Origin of the sequence: Salininema proteolyticum (assembly GCF_042685645.1) — a bacterium.
Classification (GTDB): Bacteria; Actinomycetota; Actinomycetes; order Mycobacteriales; family Micromonosporaceae; genus Salininema; species Salininema proteolyticum.
The window spans coordinates 276,618-296,202 of record NZ_JBHUNX010000001.1 but is presented as its reverse complement, the minus strand read 5'-3'; the positions used below and the strand labels follow the sequence as shown (position 1 = coordinate 296,202).

The window sequence follows — 19,585 nt, the reverse complement described above, 5'->3', positions numbered from 1 at the left end:
CGGTGCGGGGAGGGACGGCCGTATTCTATCCGGCGACGGGTTCCGGCTCCGCCGCGGTGGCGGCGGAGAGCGGGCGGTATGCGGCCAAGGCGAACGCGAAGGTCGCCGCTCCGGCCGTCACGGCCACCGTGAATCCGCCGACCGGGCCGAAGGCGTCGACGACCGCTCCCGAAAGTCCGGCGCCCAGCGCCGCACCGGCGGACAGACCGGTGATGACCCACGTCATTCCCTCCGTCAATTGCGCGGCGGGCACGGTGTTCTCGACCAGTCCCATCACGGTGATCATGGTGGGCGAGAAGAAGACGCCGGCGATGAAGACGATGGTGGACAAGGCGATCAGGCCGTCGGCCAGGAAGAGCGGGACCGTGGTCAGGGCCGTGCCCGCCGTTCCCGCGATCAGCAGGCGCGGCAGCGGTACGGACGGGTTCCATGCGCCGAACACGAGCCCCGAGAGCGCGGAACCCGCCGCGTAGACTCCCAGCACTATGCCCGCTCCGGCGGGAAAGCCCTGTTCCTCGGCGAACGCCACGCTGACCACGTCGACCGTGCCCACTATGGTGCCGCCCGCGAACAGGGTCAAGGCCAGCATGACCAGGGTGCGACTGCGGATGGCGGCCCCGTTGCGCTCCGACGACTGCCTCGGTTCGAGGGGCGGTTCGGTGCGTTTCTGGGGAACGAAGAGCGCGACTCCGATCGCCAGCAGCACAGCGGCCAGGACGGGCGCCGCCTCGGGGAAGAGGGCCGTGGACAGGGTCACCGCCACGGCGGGTCCGACCATATAGGTCAGTTCGTCGACGACGGACTCGAGGGAGAACGCGGTGTGGAGGCGGTCCTGCCCCCGGTAGAGGTGGGTCCAGCGAGAACGGACCATGGCGGACATGTTGGGAAGCGCTCCGGCGATCGCGGCGCACGCGAACAGCGTCCAGGCCGGCGCGTCGTAACGGGCGCACAGGACCAGGACGCCGAAGGCCGCGACGCTGGCTCCCGCGAAGGGAGGGAGGACCTTCGACTGGCCGTAGCGGTCGACCAGGCGGGATATCTGCGGAGCACAGACCGCCATGGAAAGCGTGAACGTCGCGGACACGGCTCCGGCTAGCCCGTAGCCGCCGCGCAGCTGCGACACCATGGCGATGATGGCGATGGCGCCCATGGCCATCGGCAGGCGCGCGAGGAATCCGGCAGCGCTGAAGGCCACCGTTCCAGGGGCTTTGAAGAGAGTGCTGTACGGGTTGGCCATGAGGGTTCCCCTTCAGAAAAAATGTAACGACTGTTAGATTTTCTCTTCGGGATCGGCCCCTGTCAATCGCGGGTGAGCGACGTCTCCCAAGGCGAAGCCTCCGTCTCGCAAGGGCTATCGGCCAGATCCAGCACCGCCCGTCATGGGAATCGCGTTGGGCAACGCACTTGAATGGACTGCCGAAACGCCCTCATTCGATATCCTGAGAGCACTACGGGGAGCCCGGCGGCCACACCGCCCATCCTCCCCGAGCGACACTTCGAGAGGCAGCACTGTGGACCACCGGACTGAGGCTCCGCGCCGGACACCGCCACCCGATCACAAGGCGGTCGCGGTACTGAGCCTGGTGTTCTTCCTCCCCTTCGGAATAGCCTCCATAATCCACTCCTCCCGCGTCAGCCCCCAATGGCTCGCCGGGCTCCACGACGAGGCCCTCCACAGCTCGCGAATGGCCAAGACCTGGGGGCTCTGGGGCATCGCGGCCCCCTTCGTTCTCGGGCTGGGAACAGCGGCAATCGCGGCCCTGGTGACCGATATCGGCTGAAGGCGGTCGCGGCGCCGCGACGGCGAGGCCCCTCTTCACGCTTCCCGTCCCGATTCCTCCCACCTGATCGAGTTCCCGCGATGGCCCGAGTTCTGTATGGACGGATAGAGGTCCCCGGCGAACTCCACCGTGGCGAAGTACCCCGCCAGTTCGGCCGCTCCCCTGACCGGGGAACCGCGCAGCAGGGAGGTCCACTCCTTCATCGGAACGAACGCCACGTCCCACTCGATACTTTTCTCACGCAAGAACTTCGACAGGTCCACCCTGTCGTCGTCCACCACGTTCCACACTCCGGCGATCCCTTCCACGGCCGCACGGGAGATCGCCTCGGCGGCGGCGTCCACCGCGATCCACGGCTCGTCGATCCGCAGGTCCGGCAGCGCCGCCATCGCCCGCCCCACGGTGAGGACCTGGGTCAGCAGGTCGCCTGGATTGTGGAACTCCGTCCCGTCCGGCGCCACCACGCGCCCGAGCCGGTGGACCCCCGTGGGCAGTCCCCGCTCGCCGGCCTTCCTCACCAGCTCCTCGGCGGCCCATTTCGACAGCTGGTAACCTCCCGCCGCCCCCTGCGGCCTGCTCATGTAGTCCTCCGGGATGGTCCTCCCCGTCCCGACCGCGATCGTCGAGACCTGGTGGAACGGGGTCCCGCTCCGCATCGCCACATTCAGGAGTCCCTCAACGGCCACGGTGTTGACCACTCTCAGCGATCCGTAGCCCCGGCCCAGGCTCACCTCGGCGGCGGAGTTGACGACGGCGGCGCTGTCGACGACGCACCGCTCGACGCCGGGTGAGGCCACACTGGAGGGGTCCGTCAAGTCGCACCGTTCGAAGTGCAGTCGGTCGAGCGAGCTCCGCTTCGCCCCGGCCTTGAGGACCGCGTCGTGCAGCCGCTCCTCGCTCCCCCGCCCTAGGCAGTGGATCCTCCGGTCGGTCGCGGCGAGGAGGCGGGCCAGGATCCAGGAGCCCACGTACCCGGTCCCGCCGGTCACTGTGATCGCCTCTCCCGCAGAGCGCTCGGCGACGGGCGGCGGATTCCACGCCACGTCGTCGTCGACGGCGCTCTCCGGCTCGGGGCCCCGGCCGTCGAGGTGCGCGGCGAGCCCGGCGATGGTGGGGTGGTGCAGCACGTCGGAGGCGGTGACGTCGCGCTCGAGCCTCTCGCTCAAACGGACCTCCACCGCGACCGCCAGGAGCGACGTCCCTCCGCAGTGGAAGAAGTCGGCGTGCAAGTCCGGCAGGGGGCGTTCGAGGACCTCCTCGAACACGGCCGCCACGGCCTCCTCCATCGCATTGCGGGGTACCGCTGCGGCCTCGTCGGCAGGCGAACGCAGGGCCTTGTGGTCGATCTTCCCGTTGGGCGTCCTGGGCAGGGCTCCCTCGACAGCCAACAGGCGCGGACGCGCGGGCGCGGGGAGGCGGTCCTCCACATGCGAGCGCAGATCCTCCGGGTCCGCCGTCCCGCTCACGTAGGCGGTCAGGGATTTTCGAGCGCCCGTCCGCGAGACGACCACGGCCGCCTCGACCACGTCCCGGTGGCTCAGCAGGACGGCCTCCACCTCCCGGGGCTGGATGCGGTGGCCGGAGATCTTCACCTCGTCGTCCTTCCTGCCCGCGTAGGAGACTCGGCCGTCGGCGCCGATCCGCACGAGGTCGCCGGTCGGGTACCAGGCCTCACCGCGCACGTCGGTGGTGAACCGTTCGGTCGGGGATACGTATCCCGAGGCCAGCCCCGGCCCGGCAAGGTACAGCTCGCCGCCGGGGCCGACCGCCGCGCGCACGCCGCGGAGGGGTTCGCCGAGTGTCACCTCGTCTCCGGGCGTCAGGTCGGCAGCGAGGCAGACGACGGTGGCCTCGGTGGGGCCGTAGGTGTTGATGAGGCGGACGTCGGTTCCCACGGCGTCGTGCCACTGCCGGACTCGGGCCTCCGAGACGGCCTCGCCCCCGATGACCACCGTGCGCAGGGCGGGCGGGCAGGTCAGCCTACCGGCGGCGACGGCGTGGGCGAACTCGTGCCAGTAGGCGGTGGGGAGGTCCAGGATGGTGATGCCCTGTTCGTTGAGGGACTCGGCGAAGCGGCCGAGGGACTCCGTCGCCGACTCGTCCCGGATGACGAGGCACGCTCCGGCGGCGAGGGTGCCGAAGACCTCTTCGACGTGCGTGTCGAACTGGAGGGGCGCGAACTGGAGGACCCGGTCCTCGGCGGTGAGGCCGTAACGGTCGACCGCCGCTCGGAGGAAGTAGTCGCGGGCGTTCTGGGGGACGCGGACGCCTTTGGGGCGGCCGGTGGAGCCGGAGGTGTAGACGACGTAGGCGGTCGGCCCGGGGTCGCGCCGCCTTCGGGAGGAGGGTGCCGGTTTCTCGGTGAGGACGAGGGCCGGTTTCGCCTCCTCCAGAATGGTCTCGGTCCGGTCGGGGGCCGCGCAGGGGTCGAGTGGGAGGTAGGCCGCTCCGGCGTAGTGGACGGCCAGCATGGTCAGGACGGCGTCGATGCCGCGTGGCATGCGGAGGGCGACGATGTCACCGGTGCCGACGCCCCGGTCGATGAGCGTTCCCGCCAGGCCTTCGGCTTCGTCGCGGAGCGCCGTGTAGGTCAGGGTGTGGTCGCCCTCCTGGACGGCGACGCGGTCGGGCCGGGTGTCCGCCAGCTCGTCGAGGCGCCGCGACAGGGGCGGCGCCGGGGCGGGTTCGCTGTGCGGCAGGGCGGTCCACCGGCCGACGGTTCGTGGCGTCTCCGCCAGGGCCTTGGTGATCGCTTCGCCCATGGCGGCGAGGTCGTCATCGGTGTGGTTGCGCGGGTTGGCCTCCAGAATGACTTCCCTCGGGGAGCGCGCCGTGACGCTCACGTCGTCGACGGGACCGGTGGTGATGTGGCGCGAGCGCGTCTCGCAGCCGTGGAAGGCCGGGGGGACGGCGAACGGCATGACGTTGACGAGCGGGCTGAAAAGCCGGTCGTTCACGGGTGAGAGCCCCAGGTCGCGGCGCATCCACTCGTAGCGGTAGCGGCGGTGCGGCCGGGTCCGCGCCAGGGTCGCCGCGATGTCGTTCGCGAGGTCGTCGACGGTGGCCCCGGCGGTGACGGCGACGGGCACCGGGATCATGTTCATGGTCATGGAGGGCGTGTTCTTCAGGGCCGGTCCGCGCCTGTTGGACACGGGGACGCCGAGGACGGGACGGGTGACGCCGCGTTCCCGGTGGAGGACGGCCGCGGTTCCCGCCATGAGCCGGTGGGGCCACCGGGCCCTGCCGGCCTTTTCGAGCGCGGTCCCAGGAAGGGGGACTGTGAGCCGGAGCTGCCCGTTGTGCGGCGGTGCGGTGCGGTCGGAGAGACCGCGCGCGTCGTGGCCGCGGAGGAGCTCGCTCCAGAACTCCCGGTCGGCGTCCCGCTGCGGTCCTCGCGCGTAGGCCCGGTCCTCGGCCAGGACGGCGTGGAGGGACCCGAACGCCGTGTCCGGACCGTACTCCCCGTTGTAGCGGGCGGCGGCCTGCCGGTACAGGAGCGTGTAGGAGTATCCGTCGGCGGTGAGGTGGTGGCTCTGGACGTACCACCAGGCCCGCCCGGGGGCGGTGTAGACGGCGGAGGTGAACAGGGGCCCGGTGTGCAGGTCGGCGGGCTCGTCGCGGAGTTGGGCCATGGCGGTGAAGGCCGCGGCGGCGGGGTCCTCGTGGTCGGAGAGGTCGACGACGTCGGGAGTGAAGTCCCGCCGGTGTTCGAGGCTCATCGCGGGTTCTCCGTCGCGGTCGACGCAGACGGTGTGGAGGGTTTCGGCCGCGGTGAGGGTGTCGGCCACGGCGCGGACGAGCCTGGGGACGTCCACCTCGCCGGTCAGCTCGATGGCCTCGCCGGTCCAGTATCCGTTGTAGCCGGGGTTCAGCTGTTGTCCCGTGTAGATGCCCTCCGCGGCGGTGGCCAGGGGCGGCATGGGGTTCGGGTCGGTGTCTGCAGACATCACGGTCCTTTGTGTCTGTGAACGTCGACGCAGGTGGCGCGACGTATTGACATGCTTTCGAGATGCCCATAATCATGAATGAGTTTCGCCCTCATTGCAGTGACGGGTGACACTATGGAATGTCCTGGGCGCGTGGCCAATCGACGGCCCGAAGCTCCGACCTCGCAACGTGAAGCGCCCGTGCCGGCAGCCCCTTTCCGTCCCGCCGATGATTCGCCGTCCGTTCACGCACGGGTCACCGCGGTCCCCGAGCCGGCGTTCGCCCCGGTCCCCGTGTCAGGACCTGCCCGCCGGCAACTCCGCCTCCACCCGGAACCCGCCCCCTCTCCGAGGCGCGGCGACCACGGTCCCTCCGAGCGCCGACACCCGCTCGTTCATCCCGGTCAGGCCGAAACCGGGCTCGACCACGGCCTCCGGCTCGGCACCGCCGTCGTCGTCGACCCTGACGACCAGGGACTCCGGCCGGTAGTCCAGCACGACCGACGCCGTGTCGGCCCGGGCGTGCCTGGCGGTGTTGGTGAGCGCCTCCTGGACGATCCGGTAGGCCGTCCTGCCCACGGCGGCAGAGACGTCGCGCTCCCGGCCCTCCACGGTCAGGGCGGCGTCCAGGCCCATCGACCGGGTCTGCTCCACCAGGTTCGCTATGTCGTCCACTCCCCTGGGGCCTGCGGCGTCCTCGTCGCGCAGGGCCTCCAGAGTCGCCCGGAGTTCGCGGTTGGCCTCGCTGCCGGCGGTCCGAATGGCCGACAGCGCGTCGGGAATCTCCTCGCCCCTCTTGCGCGCCAAGTGGACGGCCACCTCGGTCTGCACCTTGATGACCGAGATCTGGTGCGTCAGGGAGTCGTGCAGTTCCCGGGCGATGTGCAGGCGTTCCTGGTCGGCCCGGTGGCGCATCGCCTCTTCCCTGGTCCGCTCGGCCTCGTCCGCGCGCTTCTCGGCCTGGCGCAGCGCCTCGCCCGCGGCGCCGGCGGCGAGCAGCCACGCGATCTCCAGGGAGCTGCGGGCCTGGTCGAACGCCGCGCCGACCTCGTGCCGCCCGGCGGCGTAGGCGGCCAGAGGCAGCGCCGCCAGGACTGCCACCGAGACGACGATGGTCACGAACCTGTTGCCAGACCGCACCGCCGCGTAGACGGCGAAGAGGTAGGCGAGCAGGGGGACGTCCAGCCCGGCCGCGTGGTATCCGAGGGCGAAGAGCCCGATGAGGATCAGCACGAGAACCGGAGCCCGGCGAGCCGCGACCAGGGCGAAACCGCTGGCGATCAGCAGGACGTACGCGAGCACTCCGAGGTCCGGCGCCGCTTCTCCCCCGGACACCGCGGCGACGACCAGCACCGCCGCCACGGCGGTCCCGATCAGCCAGTCCCGGACGTCGGGGCGGGGGCCGGACAGTTCAATCCTCATGCGACCAGCCTAGTCCGGCTCGGCCCCCGCCGAATCGGACGCTGGGTGGAGTGCCGTCCTACTGCCCCGGCGGTAGCGTACCTCCTCGGGTGCAGTCGAAATCGACCACGCGGGATGGACGACGGGGACGCCGGGAGGGGACATGATCGGGGAAAGGGACGCACGCAGAGAAGGAGAGCGCCATGGACACGACCGACATCGCGGCGGTATTGCAGGCCGCCACCGATTACGGTACCGGCTACGGCCGAGCCGGATCGCTCGTCGCCGGGCTGATCGCGCTGTTCGGCTTCGCCATGGGCGGGACGGCCCTCTACCGGCTCAAGAAGGGCCGAGGCTTCGCCGGGCAGGCGGCCGTGGTCGCCGTGGCAGCCGGTCTGGCCGCCCTGGCCTTCGGCGCCTGGAACCTGGCGGCCGCCGAAGGAGGCCTCGGTACGGGCAACGGCCGGGCCGGTGCCGTCGTGGCCATGGTGATCGGCCTGGGCGCCGCCGTTCTCGGGTGGTGGGCCCTGCGCCGATCCAGGTCCGCGACGCGGGCACCGGAGTAGACCGCACAGAGACCTTCACCGGAGTCCACACAGGCCCGGACATGAGTGGGGCCCGGCGGGACTCGCCCGCCGGGCCTCCTTTCGCTTCGCTAAGGCGCGGCCGTCATGAGGCCACCGTCAGGAACGTCGACGCGCTGTTCGCCAAGTCCAGCAGGGTGCTCGGCAGCAGGCCGAGGACCAGGGTGGCCACGACCCCCAGCGTCACGACGGCGCCGGCCATGGGGCTCGGCAGCGCGACGTGCGGGGCGTCGGGGGCGGGCTCGTTGAGCCAGATCAGCACCACGATCCGCAGGTACGGGAACGCCAGGATCGCGCTGGACACCACGGCCACCATCACCAGCCAGATCTCCCCCGCTCCTATGCCGGCGGCGAAGAGCCCGAACTTCGCGGTGAAGCCCGAGGTGAACGGGATTCCCGCGAGCGCGAGCATGAGCACGGTGACCACGATGGCCAGCAGCGGGTTGTGCTTGCCCAGCCCCGCCCACCGCGACAGGTCGGTCGCCTCGTTGTCGCCGTCGCGCACGAGCGAGACGACCGCGAAGGCGGCGATCACAGTGAAGCCGTAAGCGACCAGGTAGAACAGGGTCGCTCCGACGGCCTCGCCGAGGGCGATCACTCCGATGAGGAGGTAGCCCGCGTTGGCGATGGAGCTGTAGGCCAGCAGGCGCTTGATGTTGCGCTGGGTGACCGCCCAGATCGCCCCGCCGAGCATGGTCACGACGGCGACGATGGTGAGGATGGTGTGCCAGTTCTGCGACTCCGGCGCGAAGGCCGTGTTGAAGACGCGCAGCATTCCGCCGATGGCGGCGACCTTGACCGTCGAGGCCATGAGCGCCGTGATCGCGCTGGGCGCCCCGGTGTAGACGTCGGGCGTCCACATGTGGAACGGGACGGCGGCCGCCTTGAAGAGGAGGCCGACGGCGAGCATGGCGATGCCGATGTACAGCAGCACGACGGGCTGTTCGGGGTTCATCGTCATGTAGGCGATGCCCTCCAGCGCCACGGTTCCGGAGAAACCGTAGAGCATGGCCATGCCGTAGACGAAGAACGCCGAGGAGAACGCGCCCAGCAGGAAGTACTTGAAGGCGGCCTCCTGGCTGACGAGCCGGCGGCGCTTGGCCATGCCGCAGAGCAGGTACAGCGGAATGGACATGAGTTCGAGGGCCACGAACATGGTCAGCAGGTCGCCGGCGACGACGAAGACGAGCATCCCGGTGAGCGCGAACATGGTCAGCGGGTAGATCTCGGTGGCTCCGATGAGCTTGCGCTGCTGGAGGTCCGCCTCGGAGTCGGCCACCACGGCCGCCTGGGCGACGAAGTCGCCGCCCTTGACGGTGCGCTGCTCGGCGATGAACAGGAGCGCCACGGCGGTCAGCACCAGGAGGGTCCCCTGCAGGAAGAGGCCGGGTCCGTCGATGTAGGCGGAGAAGATCGGCCGGGCGAGCACGCCGTCCTGGGCCATGTTGAACGCGGTGGTCTCACGCCCCCACTGCCCGGCGATGAAGCCGATGGACAGGGCGATGGCCGCCAGGCCGAGGGACAGTTGGATGCGGGAGCGCCACAGGGCCGTCCCCTCGGGGTCCTTCTTGGAGCGGACGAAGGTCTCGACCAGCAGCCCGACGAACCCCGCCGTGAAGATGGCGATGACGGGAGCTATCGCGTCCCATTCGATGATGGTCTCCATGGAGAGTCTCTCCTAGTCTTGGGCGGACGGAACCGAGTCCGGGTCGGCGGATTCGATATAGGTGAGGGTGTGCCCCACGGCCGGTTCCACCATGTCGACGATCGGCTGCGGGTAGAACCCGAAGGCGAGGATGGCGACGACGAGGGGCGCGACGAGCGCCTTCTCGCGGATGGTGAGGTCGCGCTTCATGGCGGGCAGCTTGTCGAGCCGGTGGTTCCGGTCGCCCTGCATGGTCCGCTGGTACATCCACAGCACATAGGCGGCGGCGAGGATGATCCCGAGGGTCGCGACGATCGCGACGGGCTCGTTGACGCTGAAGGCGCCGAGCAGGACCATGAACTCGCTGACGAACGGGGCGGTGCCCGGGAGCGAGAGCGAGGCCAGTCCGGCGAAGAGGAACACCCCGGCCAGGAGCGGCAGGGTCTTGGCGGCCCCGCCGTAGTCGCTGATCTGGGAGGACCCGCGCCGCATGGTGAGCATGCCGACGACGATGAACAGCAGTCCGGTGGCCAGGCCGTGGTTGAACATGTAGAGGACGGCTCCGGTGGCGGCGGAGGTCGTGAACACGAAGATGCCCAGTCCGATGAACCCGAAGTGCGCGATCGAGGTGTAGGCGACCAGGCGTTTGAGGTCCCGCTGCCCGATGGCGACGAAGGCGGCGTATAGGATGCCGATGACGCTCATGGCGATCACCCAGGGCGCGAAGGTCTCGACGGCGTCGGGGAACATCGGCAGGGCGTAGCGCAGGATGGCGAACGTGCCGATCTTGTCCATGACGCCGACGAGGAGCGCGGCTATCGCGGCGGGCGCGGCGCCGCCGGCGTCGGGCAGCCAGGTGTGGAACGGGAAGAACGGCGCCTTGATCGCGAAGGCGAGGAAGAAGCCGAGGAACAGCCAGTTCTGGAGGCTGCCCGCTCCGAGTTGGAGGGCGGCCTCCTGCTCGTCGGCGCCGACGAGGGCGGCCCACTCGAAGACTCCGCCGGAGGCGACCCACACTCCGATGACGGCGACGAGCATGAACAGGCCGCCGACGAAGGAGTAGAGGAAGAACTTGACCGCCGCGTACTGGCGGCGCTGCCCGGTCCCGTAGGAGCCGATGAGGAAGTACATCGGCACGAGCATGACCTCGAAGAAGATGTAGAACAGGAGCACGTTGGCCGACAGGAAGGTCGCCAGCATGCTCGCCTCCAGGGCGAGGGTCAGCGCGAAGAACGCGGGGACCGAGCGCTTGACCGCGTTGAGGTCGCGCCAGGCGGCCAGCATCGCGATGGGCGTGAGCCCCCCGGTGAGGAGGACGAGGATCAGCGCGATCCCGTCGATCCCCCAGGAGAAGTTGAGGTCCCAGGCGGGGATCCACGCGTAGGTCTCGGTCAGCTGGAGCCAGGCGGCCCCTTCGGCGTAGTCGAACTGGAGGGCCGCCCCGGCCGCCAGCGCCGCGGTGGCGATGGCGATCGTGAGGGCCAGCCATTTCGCCGCGTTCGGTCTGGTCCTCGGGACCAGCGCGACGGCGAGCGCGCCCAGGGCGGGCAGCGCCACGATTCCGGTGAGAATCATTGGAATATCACCACCATCAGGCCGGCGAGCACGAGGACGGCGCCGGATAGGACGGACAGGGCATAGGAGCGGACGTATCCCGTCTGCAGGCCGAGGGCCCGCCGGGAGATGCCGCCGACGGCGGCCGAGAGGCCGTTGACGATCCCGTCGATCCCGCGGGCGTCGAAGGCGACGGAGGCGCGGGCGGTGAAGACGCTCGGCCTTTCGAAGAGGGCCTTGTTGACCAGTTCTCCCCCGAGGTCGGCGCGGGCGGCGCGGACGGGGAGGGAGGCCGGCTGGGGCGCCTCGTCGGTGCCGGAGCGGAAGTACCACCAGGCGAGGGCGGCGGATCCGACGACGGCGACCATGGTCATGACGGTGACCTGGAGGTGGGAGAGCGGTCCGTGGATCGTCTCCGGGTTGGCCGCGAAGACGGGCTCGAACCAGGCCGGCATGTACTTGTAGAGCAGGTAGCCGCCGCCGAGGGAGCCGATGCCGAGGACGACCAGGGGGCCGACCATGACGGCGGGGCTCTCGTGCGGGTGGACGTCCTCGGTCCACCGCTTGGGGCCGTGGAAGGTGAGGACGAACAGGCGGGTCATGTAGAAGGCCGTCAGGGCGGCGCCGAGGAGGGCCGCTCCGCCGAGGATCCATCCCCGGACGCCGCCTTCGGCGAAGGCGGCGTAGATGATCGGGTCCTTGGAGAAGTAGCCGGAGGCGGGCCACATGCCGATGATGGCGAGCCATCCGGCGGCGAAGGTGGCGTAGGTCCAGGGCATCTTCCTCCAGAGTCCGCCGAAGCGGCGGATGTCGGTCTGGTCGTTCATGGCGTGCATGACCGAGCCGGAGCCGAGGAACAGGTTGGCCTTGAAGAAGCCGTGGGCCAGCAGGTGGACCAGTCCGAGGACGATGGCTCCGCCGCCGAGTCCGACGGCGAGGAACATGTAGCCGATCTGGCTGACGGTCGACCAGGCCAGGACGCGTTTGATGTCGTCCTTGGCGCAGCCGACGATCGCGCCGAAGAGCAGCGTGAGCGCCCCGATGGAGACGACGGCCAGTTGGACGGTCTCGTTGAGGCTGAACAGGACGTGGCTGCGCGCGATGAGGTAGACCCCGGCGGTGACCATGGTCGCGGCGTGGATGAGCGCCGAGACGGGCGTGGGGCCCTCCATGGCGTCGGGCAGCCACGTCTGGAACGGGAACTGGCCGCTCTTGCCGCAGGCGGCGGCGAGGAGGCTGAGCCCGATGAGGAGGGCCATGCCGGTGGACAGCCCCGAGGCGTCGGCCTCGATGGCGGAGAAGTCGAGCGTCCCGAACGCGGCGACCATCGCGAACAGGGCGATGAGGAAGCCGACGTCGGCGACGCGGTTGGCGAGGAAGGCCTTCTTGCCGGCGGTGGCCGCCGCGGGCTTCCACTGCCAGAACGAGATCAGCAGGTACGACGCCAGTCCGACGCCCTCCCAGCCGATGAAGGTCATGAGGTAGTTGCCGCCGAGGACCAGGACGAGCATGGCCGCGACGAACAGGTTGAAGTAGGCGAAGAACTTACGCCGGTCGGGGTCGTGGGACATGTATCCGACGGCGTAGAGGTGGATGAGCGCGCCGACTCCCGTGATGAGGAGGACGAAGGCGGCGCTCAGCGGGTCGAACAGGAGGGAGGCCTCCATGTCGGTCCCGCCCACGGACAGGAACGTGTAGAGGTCGGTGTGGACGCTCTTGGCGTCCAGCCCGGCCAGTTCAAGCGTCTGCGCCAGGCCGAGCCCGAAGGCCGCGGCGACGGTGGCGACGCCGAGCCAGTGCCCCCAGCGGTCGGCCGCCTTCCCGGTGAGGAGGAGGACGGCCGCGCCGAAGGCGGGCAGGGCGATCAGGAGCCAGGTGTGGGCGAGGATCCCGGTCGGGTCGGAGTAGGTCATGCCGGCGTGGGCCAGTGTCTGTGCTGTCATGGGACCTTCCTAGGCCTTCAGAAGGTTCGAGTCGTCGATGGAGGCCGACCGCCTCGACCGGTAGATGGCCATGATGATGGCCAGGCCGACGACGACTTCGCTGGCGGCGACGGCCATGGTGAAGAACGCCAGGACCTGGCCGTCGATCGTGCCGGTGGTGCGGGCGAACGTCACCATGGCGAGGTTCCCCGCGTTGAGCATGAGCTCGACGCACATGAACACCACGATGGCGTTGCGCCGCACCAGTACTCCCACGGCTCCTATGGAGAAGAGCGCGGCGGAGAGCATCAGGTAGTACTCGGGTTTCATTCCCTGCCTCCCAGGGTCTTTTTGGGAGCGGCCTCGACGGCGGTGAGCTGCCGGGGCGCGACGTGCTCCGAGATGGACGACCCGGCCACGGACCCGTCGGGCAGGAGGGCCGGCGTGGCGGTCGAGGACGAGGTGGCGAAGACGCCGGGCCCGGACTTCGGCCCCGGGTAGTTGCCCTCGGCGAAGCGCTCGCGGCTGTGCTCGCGCTGTCCCTTGCGCTCGCCGTGCCTGGAGACGTGGGCGAACATGAGCGCGCCCATGGCGGCGACGGTGAGCAGCGCGGCGATCAGTTCGAACGCGAAGACGTAGGTGGTGAACAGCGACTGGGCGATGGCGGCGACGTTGGACTCCTGCCCGGCCGAGGTCGTCACGGTCGGCGGGCCGACCGGCGAGACGAACATGCCCGAGACGGCGTGCGCGATGCCGCCGGCCAGGAGCGCCGACAGCCCGATGCCGAGGGCGATGGCGGCGATCCGCTGGCCCTTGAGCGTCTCCATGACCGAGTCGCGCGAGCCCGACCCGAAGAGCATGAGCACGAACAGGAACAGCATCATGATCGCGCCGGTGTACACCATGATCTGGGTGAACCCCAGGAACGGCGCGGACTGGGCGATGTAGAAGACGCCCATGCTCAGCATCGTGCACACCAGCATCAGCGCCGCGTGGACGGCCGAGCGGGCCAGGACGAGGCCCACGGCCCCGCCCAGCGCGATCGGGGCGAGGACCCAGAAGACGACCGCCTCGCCGGAGACGGCCAGGGTGGCTGGTTCAAGCATTCTCGCTGCTCCTCTCGCTTTCCGTGCGCTGCTTGAGCAGTTCGCTCAGCTCGACGGAGGAGAACTCGGCGCCCTGGCTGGCGCCGGGATTGTCGGTGCCGGTGCCGTAGTAGTCCTTCTCGCTGTCGCCCAGCCGCATCGGGTGCGGAGTCCGCTCCATGCCCTCGGTGAGGGGCGCCAGCAGCTGCTCCTTGGTGAAGATGAGGTCGCGCCGGTTGTCGGCGGCCAGCTCGTACTCGTTCGACATGGTCAGCGAGCGCGTCGGGCAGGCCTCCACGCACAGTCCGCAGAAGATGCAGCGCGCGTAGCTGATCTGGTAGACCTTCGCGTAGCGCTCGCCGGGCGAGTAGCGCTCGGCCTCGGTGTTGTCGGCGCCCTCGACGTAGATCGCGTCGGCCGGGCACGCCCAGGCGCACAGTTCGCAGCCGATGCACTTCTCCAGGCCGTCCGGGTGCCGGTTGAGCACGTGGCGGCCGTGGTAGCGCGCCTCGAGCTTGGGCGGGCGCTCCGGGTAGTCGACGGTCACCTGCTTCTTGAACATGTGCTTGAAGGTGACCGTGAAGCCTTTGAGTGAACCCCACATATCAGGACTCCTTCCTCTCGGAAGACGCCTCGATCTCGAGGGCCTCCTTCTCCTTGAGCTCTGTCAGGCCCCGCGGGGTCGGCGGCACGACCAGGTCCATGGGCGGCACGGGGTAGCCCCCGACGCCGCCGTCCGGGACGGAGGACGGCTCGTAGGGCTTGCGAGTGGGCCACAGCATGATCAGCGTGAAGATGAGGACGGCGGCCCCGCCGATCATCCCCCAGCGCACCGCGGCCGACTCGGAGGCGCCGCCGATGTTGATGGCCGCCAAGGCCAACAGCCACACCAGGCTGACCGGCACGAGGACCTTCCAGCCGAGGCGCATGAACTGGTCGTAGCGCAGGCGCGGCAGCGTCCCGCGCAGCCACACGTAGACGAACAGGAGCGCGAGCACCTTCCCGAAGAACCACACCAGCGGCAGGTAGCCCTCGGCGGCGGCGGGCCACCAGGACTCGGGGAAGGGCGGGCGCCAGCCGCCGAGGAACAGCGTCGTCGCCAGCGCCGACATGGTGACCATGTTGACGTACTCGGCCAGGAAGAACGAGGCGTACTTCAGGCTGGAGTACTCGGTGGCGAAGCCGGAGACGAGCTCCGACTCGGCCTCGGGGAGGTCGAACGGGGCGCGGTTGGTCTCGCCGACCATGGCGATCAGGAAGATCACGAACGACGGGGCCAGGATGAGGAAGTACCAGCCCGGCAGGGAGAACGACACCCCGAAGAGGGCCCCCTCCAACGGCTCGGACTGGGCGTTGACGATCGCCGACATGCTCGTCAGCTGCGACTGGAAGAACACCGCGAGGACCGCCAGGCCGAGGGCGATCTCGTAGGAGATCACCTGGGCGGCGGCGCGCAGCGAGCCGAGCACCGAGTAGGAGGAGCCGGAGGACCAGCCGGCGAGGACGAGCCCGTAGACGCCGACCGCCGAGGTCGCGAGGATCAGCAGCACCGACACCTCGAAGTCCGTCAGCTGCAGCGGGGTCGTGTACCCGAGCATGCTGACCTCGGGGCCCATGGGGACGACGGCGAAGGCCGTGAACGCGCACGTCACCGCGATCAGCGGCGCGGCCAGGAAGGTGACCTTGTCGGCCGTGCGCGGCGTGATGTCCTCTTTGAACGCCAGCTTCAGGCCGTCGGCGAGGCTCTGCAGGAGCCCGAACGGGCCGTTGCGGTTCGGTCCCGGCCGCACCTGCATGAAGGCGACCACCCGGCGTTCGAACCAGATGGTGAACAGCACCAGGAGGACCAGCACGACGAAGACGCCGAGCGCCTTGAGCGCCGTCAGCCAGAACGGGATCTCGGAGAAGGTGTTCACTGCGACCTCTCTTCCGCGTCGGTGCGCTGTGCGGGGCTCCCCGGAGCGCGGTGGGAACCGTAGGCGCTTACGGAGACGACGTCCCCGTTGCCCGCGCCCAGGTGCCGGTAGATGCCCCTGCCGGGGGCGTTGGTCGGCAGCCACACGACGCCCTCGGGCATCGGCGTGACGGCCAGGGGGAGGGTGATCGACCCGATGGTGGTGCCGACGGTGACCCCGCCGCCGTCCTCCGCGCCGATCGCCGCCGCCGTGGCCTCCGAGAGCCGGACGACCGGCTTCGGGGCGCACTCGGCCAGGTAGGAGTTGTTGTCCTGGAGGCTGCCGCCGTCCAGCAGCTGCCGCCACGTGCCGAGGACCGCCTTGCCCTCGCCGGGCCTGGGGACCTCGGCCGGCTCGTGCAGCGGCGCGGGCTGGCGCGTCTTCGGGTCGGGCAGCCCGGCCAACTCGGCGCGCACCTCGTGCACGTCCGACAGCCTCAGCTTGTGCCCCAGGGAGTCGGCGAGCGCGTCGAGCACCTCGTGGTCCGACATGTACTCGGTGTCGAAGGTGGCCTCGAAGGCGCGCAGGCGCCCTTCCCAGTCGAAGAACGCGCCGGGCTTGTCGCTGACGGGCGCGACCGGCAGGACAACGTCTGCCACGCGGGTGACCGCCGAGTGGCGGATCTCCAGGCTGACGGTGAACTTGGCGGCGTAGAGGGCCGCCTCGATCGCGGGCGCGTCGGCGAAGTCGTACGGGTCGACCGCTCCGACCAGGAGCCCGCCGACGGACCCGTCGGCGGCCGCTGCCAGGAGCTGGAAGGCGCTGCGGCCGTCGGCGGCCGGGAGCGCGTCCACGTCCCAGTACTCGGCCAGCTGCTCGCGGTCCTCGGCGTACTCGGAGAGCCCGCCGCCGGGCAGCATGCCCGGGAGGCAGCCGGCCTCGACGGCTCCGCGGTCGCCGGCTCGGCGCGGGACCCAGGCGAGCTTCGCGCCCGTCTCCCTGGCCAGCTTCACGGCCGCGCTGAGCGCGCCCTCGGAGGTGGCGAGGCGCTCGCCGACGAAGAGGATCGCGCCCTCCTCGGAGAGGGAGGCCTTGAGATCGCCGTCCAGCAGCGCCTCGGCCTCCCCTCCGGGGGCGCACTCGACAAGAGCGCCGTTGATCTTGCGAGTGCCCTGGGTCGCGAACGGTGCCACGACCCTGACCTTGACGCCGGACTGGCGGACCGCCTTGCGCAGGCGCAGGAAGAGGATCGGGCACTCCTCCTCGGTCTCGAGTCCGGCGATGACGACGGTGGAGGCCTTCTCCACGTCCTCGTAGGTGACCGCTCCGCCCGCGGGGAAGACCCCGGCCACAGCGTGGGCGAGGAACTCGGCCTCCTCCGTGGAGTGAGGCCGGGAGCGGAAGTCGATGTCGTTGGTGCCCAGTGCGACACGCGCGAACTTGGAGTAGGCGTAGGCGTCCTCGACGGTGAGGCGCCCGCCGGGGAGGACCCCGACGCCGCCGCCGTCCTTGGCCGCGGCCAGCCCCGCCGCCGCCTTGCGCAGCGCCTCGGGCCAGCTGGCCTTCTCCAGGCGGCCCTCCTCGTTGCGCACCAGCGGGTGGGTGATCCGGTCGGTGGCGCGGATGTAGTCGTGGGCCCAGCGGCCCTTGTCGCAGTTCCACTCCTCGTTGACCGCCGGGTCCTCTCCGGCGAGGCGCCGCAGGGTCTTGCCGCGGCGGTGGTCGGTGCGCTGGGCGCAGCCCGCCGAGCAGTGCTCGCATACGGACTCGGAGGAGACCAGGTCGAAGGGCCTGGCCTGGAAGCGGTACTGGGTGCCGGTCAGGGCTCCGACCGGGCAGATCTGGACGGTGTTGCCCGAGAAGTAGGAGTCGAACGGCTCGTCCTCGTAGATGCCGACCTGCTCCAGGGCGGAGCGCTCCATCAGCTCGATGAAGGGGTCTCCGGCGATCTGGTCGCTGAACCTGGTGCAGCGGGCGCACAGGACGCAGCGCTCGCGGTCGAGGAGCACCTGCGGGGAGATGGGCAGGGCCTTCTTGTAGGTGCGCTTGTCGACCGCCTCCATGCGCGTCTCGGTGCGCCCGGCGCTCATCGCCTGGTTCTGCAGGGGGCACTCGCCGCCCTTGTCGCAGACGGGGCAGTCCAGCGGGTGGTTGATCAGGAGGAACTCCATGATCCCTTCCTGGGCCTGCCGCGCGACCTCGCTGGAGTACTGGGTCTTGACGACCATCCCCGGCATGGCCGTGGTGGTGCAGGAGGCGGCGGGCTTGGGCATGCCGCGCCCGTTGCCCATGTCCGGCACCTCGACCAGGCACTGGCGGCAGGCGCCGGCGGGGGCGAGGAGCGGGTGGTCGCAGAAGCGCGGGATCTCGATGCCCAGCTGCTCCGCCGCCCGGATGAGGAGCATGCCGTTGGGGACTTCGATCTCCTGGCCGTCAATGGTGATCGTGATGGTCTCTTCGGCCATGTCAGTGGGCTCCGATCATGTCGGCGTGAAAGAGGGGCTGCTTGCGCCCTTCGATGTAGTCCTCGTAGTCCTGGCGGAAGTGCTTGAGCGAGGAGGTGACGCAGCTGGTGGCGCCGTCGCCGAGGCCGCAGAAGGAGCGGCCGAGCAGGTTCTTGCAGGCGTCTTCGAGCAGCTTCAGGTCGTCCGGCTTGCCCTGGCCCGACAGGATCCGCTCGTAGACGTGGACCATCCAGTAGTTGCCCTCGCGGCACGGGGTGCACTTTCCGCAGGACTCGTGGTGGTAGAACTGGATCCACCGCCAGCAGGAGACGACGGGGCAGTCCTGGTCGGAGAAGATCATGACCGCGGTCGTGCCGAGGATCGAGCCGGCCTTGGCGACGTTGTCGAAGTCCAGCGGCACGTCCTGGTGCTCGGCGGTCAGCATGGGAGTCGAGCTTCCTCCGGGCGTCCAGAACTTGAGCTCGTGGCCCTCCTCCATGCCTCCGGCCAGCTCGATGAGCTCGCGCAGGGTCGTCCCGAGGGAGCACTCGTACTGGCCGGGGTTCTTCACCCGGCCGGAGAGGGAGTAGATCATGGTCCCGGCGGCGTTCTCGCTGCCGAGGCCCTTCCACCACTCCGCTCCGCCGAGGACGATGTGCGGCACGGCCGCGATCGAGCCGACGTTGTTGATGGCGGAGGGCTTCTGGTAGAGGCCGTGGGTCGCGGGGAAGGGCGGGCGCAGGCGCGGCTGCCCCCGGTAGCCCTCGAGCGAGTCCAGCAGGGCCGTCTCCTCGCCGCAGATGTAGGCGCCGGCGCCGGAGTGCACGTGCACGTCGACGTCGAAGCCGCTGCCGAGCACGTCCTTTCCGATGTACCCGGCGGCCCGGGCCTCGGCGATGGCGTGGCGCAGCCGACGGGCCGCGTGGACCGCCTCCCCGCGGATGTAGATGTAGGCCCGCGACGCCTTGATCGCGTAGGCGCCGATGAGGACGCCCTCGATGACCGAGTGCGGGTCGTTCATCATCAGCGGCAGGTCCTTGCAGGTCCCCGGCTCGCCCTCGTCGGCGTTGACGACCAGGTAGTGCTCCTGGCCGTCGTCGGGCACGAACTGCCACTTCATGCCGACGGGGAAGCCCGCGCCGCCGCGTCCGCGGTGGCCGGACTCCTTCATGAACTCCACCAGGTCGCCCGGCCGGTAGCGTAGGGCCTTGCGGAGGGCCTTGTAGCCGTCGAGCTCCTCGTAGACGTCGAGGCGCCAGGCCGAGGGCGAGAGCCACCGCTTGGTGAGGACGGGCTTGAGCTTGGAGAGGACGTTGTCGCTCGCTTGTCGTGGACTGGGCACAGCTGT

The 19,585-nt window shown here is 70.0% G+C and carries 14 protein-coding genes; 2 read left to right on the top strand and 12 right to left on the bottom strand.

Annotated features, from left to right (window positions below; all coding sequences use genetic code 11):
* Nucleotides 1-25: 25 nt before the first annotated feature.
* A complete protein-coding gene (locus ACFTE1_RS01315; protein ID WP_380620067.1) occupies nt 26-1,237 on the bottom strand; it encodes an MFS transporter in 1,212 nt (403 codons plus the stop codon).
* A 274-nt stretch (nt 1,238-1,511) separates the two neighbouring features.
* Here ACFTE1_RS01315 and ACFTE1_RS01310 point away from each other — a divergent pair, with 274 nt between their 5' ends.
* Nucleotides 1,512-1,781: a CD225/dispanin family protein gene (locus ACFTE1_RS01310; protein ID WP_380620064.1), complete on the top strand. Its 270-nt coding sequence runs from the start codon at nt 1,512-1,514 to the stop codon at nt 1,779-1,781.
* Nucleotides 1,782-1,816: 35 nt separating this feature from the next.
* Here the strand turns inward: ACFTE1_RS01310 and ACFTE1_RS01305 are convergent, their stop codons facing one another.
* Both ACFTE1_RS01305 and ACFTE1_RS01300 read right to left on the bottom strand, forming a co-directional pair.
* Nucleotides 1,817-5,728 (bottom strand): AMP-binding protein, encoded by a 3,912-nt coding sequence (locus ACFTE1_RS01305; protein WP_380620061.1) that lies wholly within the window; start codon nt 5,726-5,728, stop codon nt 1,817-1,819.
* Nucleotides 5,729-6,004: 276 nt separating this feature from the next.
* On the bottom strand, nt 6,005-7,129 hold the full coding sequence (locus tag ACFTE1_RS01300; protein ID WP_380620059.1) for a sensor histidine kinase: 1,125 nt from the start codon (nt 7,127-7,129) through the stop codon (nt 6,005-6,007).
* A gap of 182 nt (nt 7,130-7,311) precedes the next feature.
* On the opposite strand from ACFTE1_RS01300, the gene ACFTE1_RS01295 reads away from it, so the two are divergent.
* Complete coding sequence (locus ACFTE1_RS01295; protein WP_380620057.1) at nt 7,312-7,674, top strand: DUF6223 family protein; 363 nt, start codon at nt 7,312-7,314, stop codon at nt 7,672-7,674.
* Nucleotides 7,675-7,777: 103 nt separating this feature from the next.
* On the opposite strand, the gene nuoN is transcribed toward ACFTE1_RS01295, so the two are convergent.
* From nuoN to nuoF, 9 genes are read right to left on the bottom strand one after another with little or no spacing between them, the layout of a single operon-like run.
* Entirely contained in the window at nt 7,778-9,358 is a 1,581-nt protein-coding gene (gene nuoN, locus ACFTE1_RS01290; protein WP_380620055.1) for an NADH-quinone oxidoreductase subunit NuoN, read from the bottom strand.
* A 12-nt stretch (nt 9,359-9,370) separates the two neighbouring features.
* The gene (locus ACFTE1_RS01285; protein ID WP_380620053.1) at nt 9,371-10,912 is read right to left on the bottom strand and encodes an NADH-quinone oxidoreductase subunit M; all 1,542 of its coding nucleotides are present in this window, start codon (nt 10,910-10,912) and stop codon (nt 9,371-9,373) included.
* A complete protein-coding gene (nuoL, locus tag ACFTE1_RS01280) occupies nt 10,909-12,834 on the bottom strand; it encodes an NADH-quinone oxidoreductase subunit L (RefSeq protein WP_380620045.1) in 1,926 nt (641 codons plus the stop codon). The genes ACFTE1_RS01285 and nuoL overlap by 4 nt, the downstream gene beginning before the upstream one ends.
* Nucleotides 12,835-12,843: 9 nt before the next feature.
* Complete coding sequence (gene nuoK / locus ACFTE1_RS01275) at nt 12,844-13,143, bottom strand: NADH-quinone oxidoreductase subunit NuoK (RefSeq protein ID WP_380620043.1); 300 nt, start codon at nt 13,141-13,143, stop codon at nt 12,844-12,846.
* Entirely contained in the window at nt 13,140-13,919 is a 780-nt protein-coding gene (locus ACFTE1_RS01270) for an NADH-quinone oxidoreductase subunit J (protein ID WP_380620041.1), read from the bottom strand. Before ACFTE1_RS01270 ends, nuoK begins: the two co-directional genes overlap by 4 nt.
* A complete protein-coding gene (nuoI, locus tag ACFTE1_RS01265; RefSeq protein WP_380620039.1) occupies nt 13,912-14,502 on the bottom strand; it encodes an NADH-quinone oxidoreductase subunit NuoI in 591 nt (196 codons plus the stop codon). Before nuoI ends, ACFTE1_RS01270 begins: the two co-directional genes overlap by 8 nt.
* Before the next feature lies 1 nt (nt 14,503).
* Nucleotides 14,504-15,814: an NADH-quinone oxidoreductase subunit NuoH gene (nuoH, locus tag ACFTE1_RS01260; protein ID WP_380620037.1), complete on the bottom strand. Its 1,311-nt coding sequence runs from the start codon at nt 15,812-15,814 to the stop codon at nt 14,504-14,506.
* Complete coding sequence (locus ACFTE1_RS01255) at nt 15,811-18,258, bottom strand: NADH-quinone oxidoreductase subunit G (RefSeq protein ID WP_380620034.1); 2,448 nt, start codon at nt 18,256-18,258, stop codon at nt 15,811-15,813. The genes nuoH and ACFTE1_RS01255 overlap by 4 nt, the downstream gene beginning before the upstream one ends.
* A gap of 1 nt (nt 18,259) precedes the next feature.
* A complete protein-coding gene (gene nuoF, locus ACFTE1_RS01250) occupies nt 18,260-19,579 on the bottom strand; it encodes an NADH-quinone oxidoreductase subunit NuoF (protein WP_380620501.1) in 1,320 nt (439 codons plus the stop codon).
* Nucleotides 19,580-19,585: the final 6 nt, after the last annotated feature.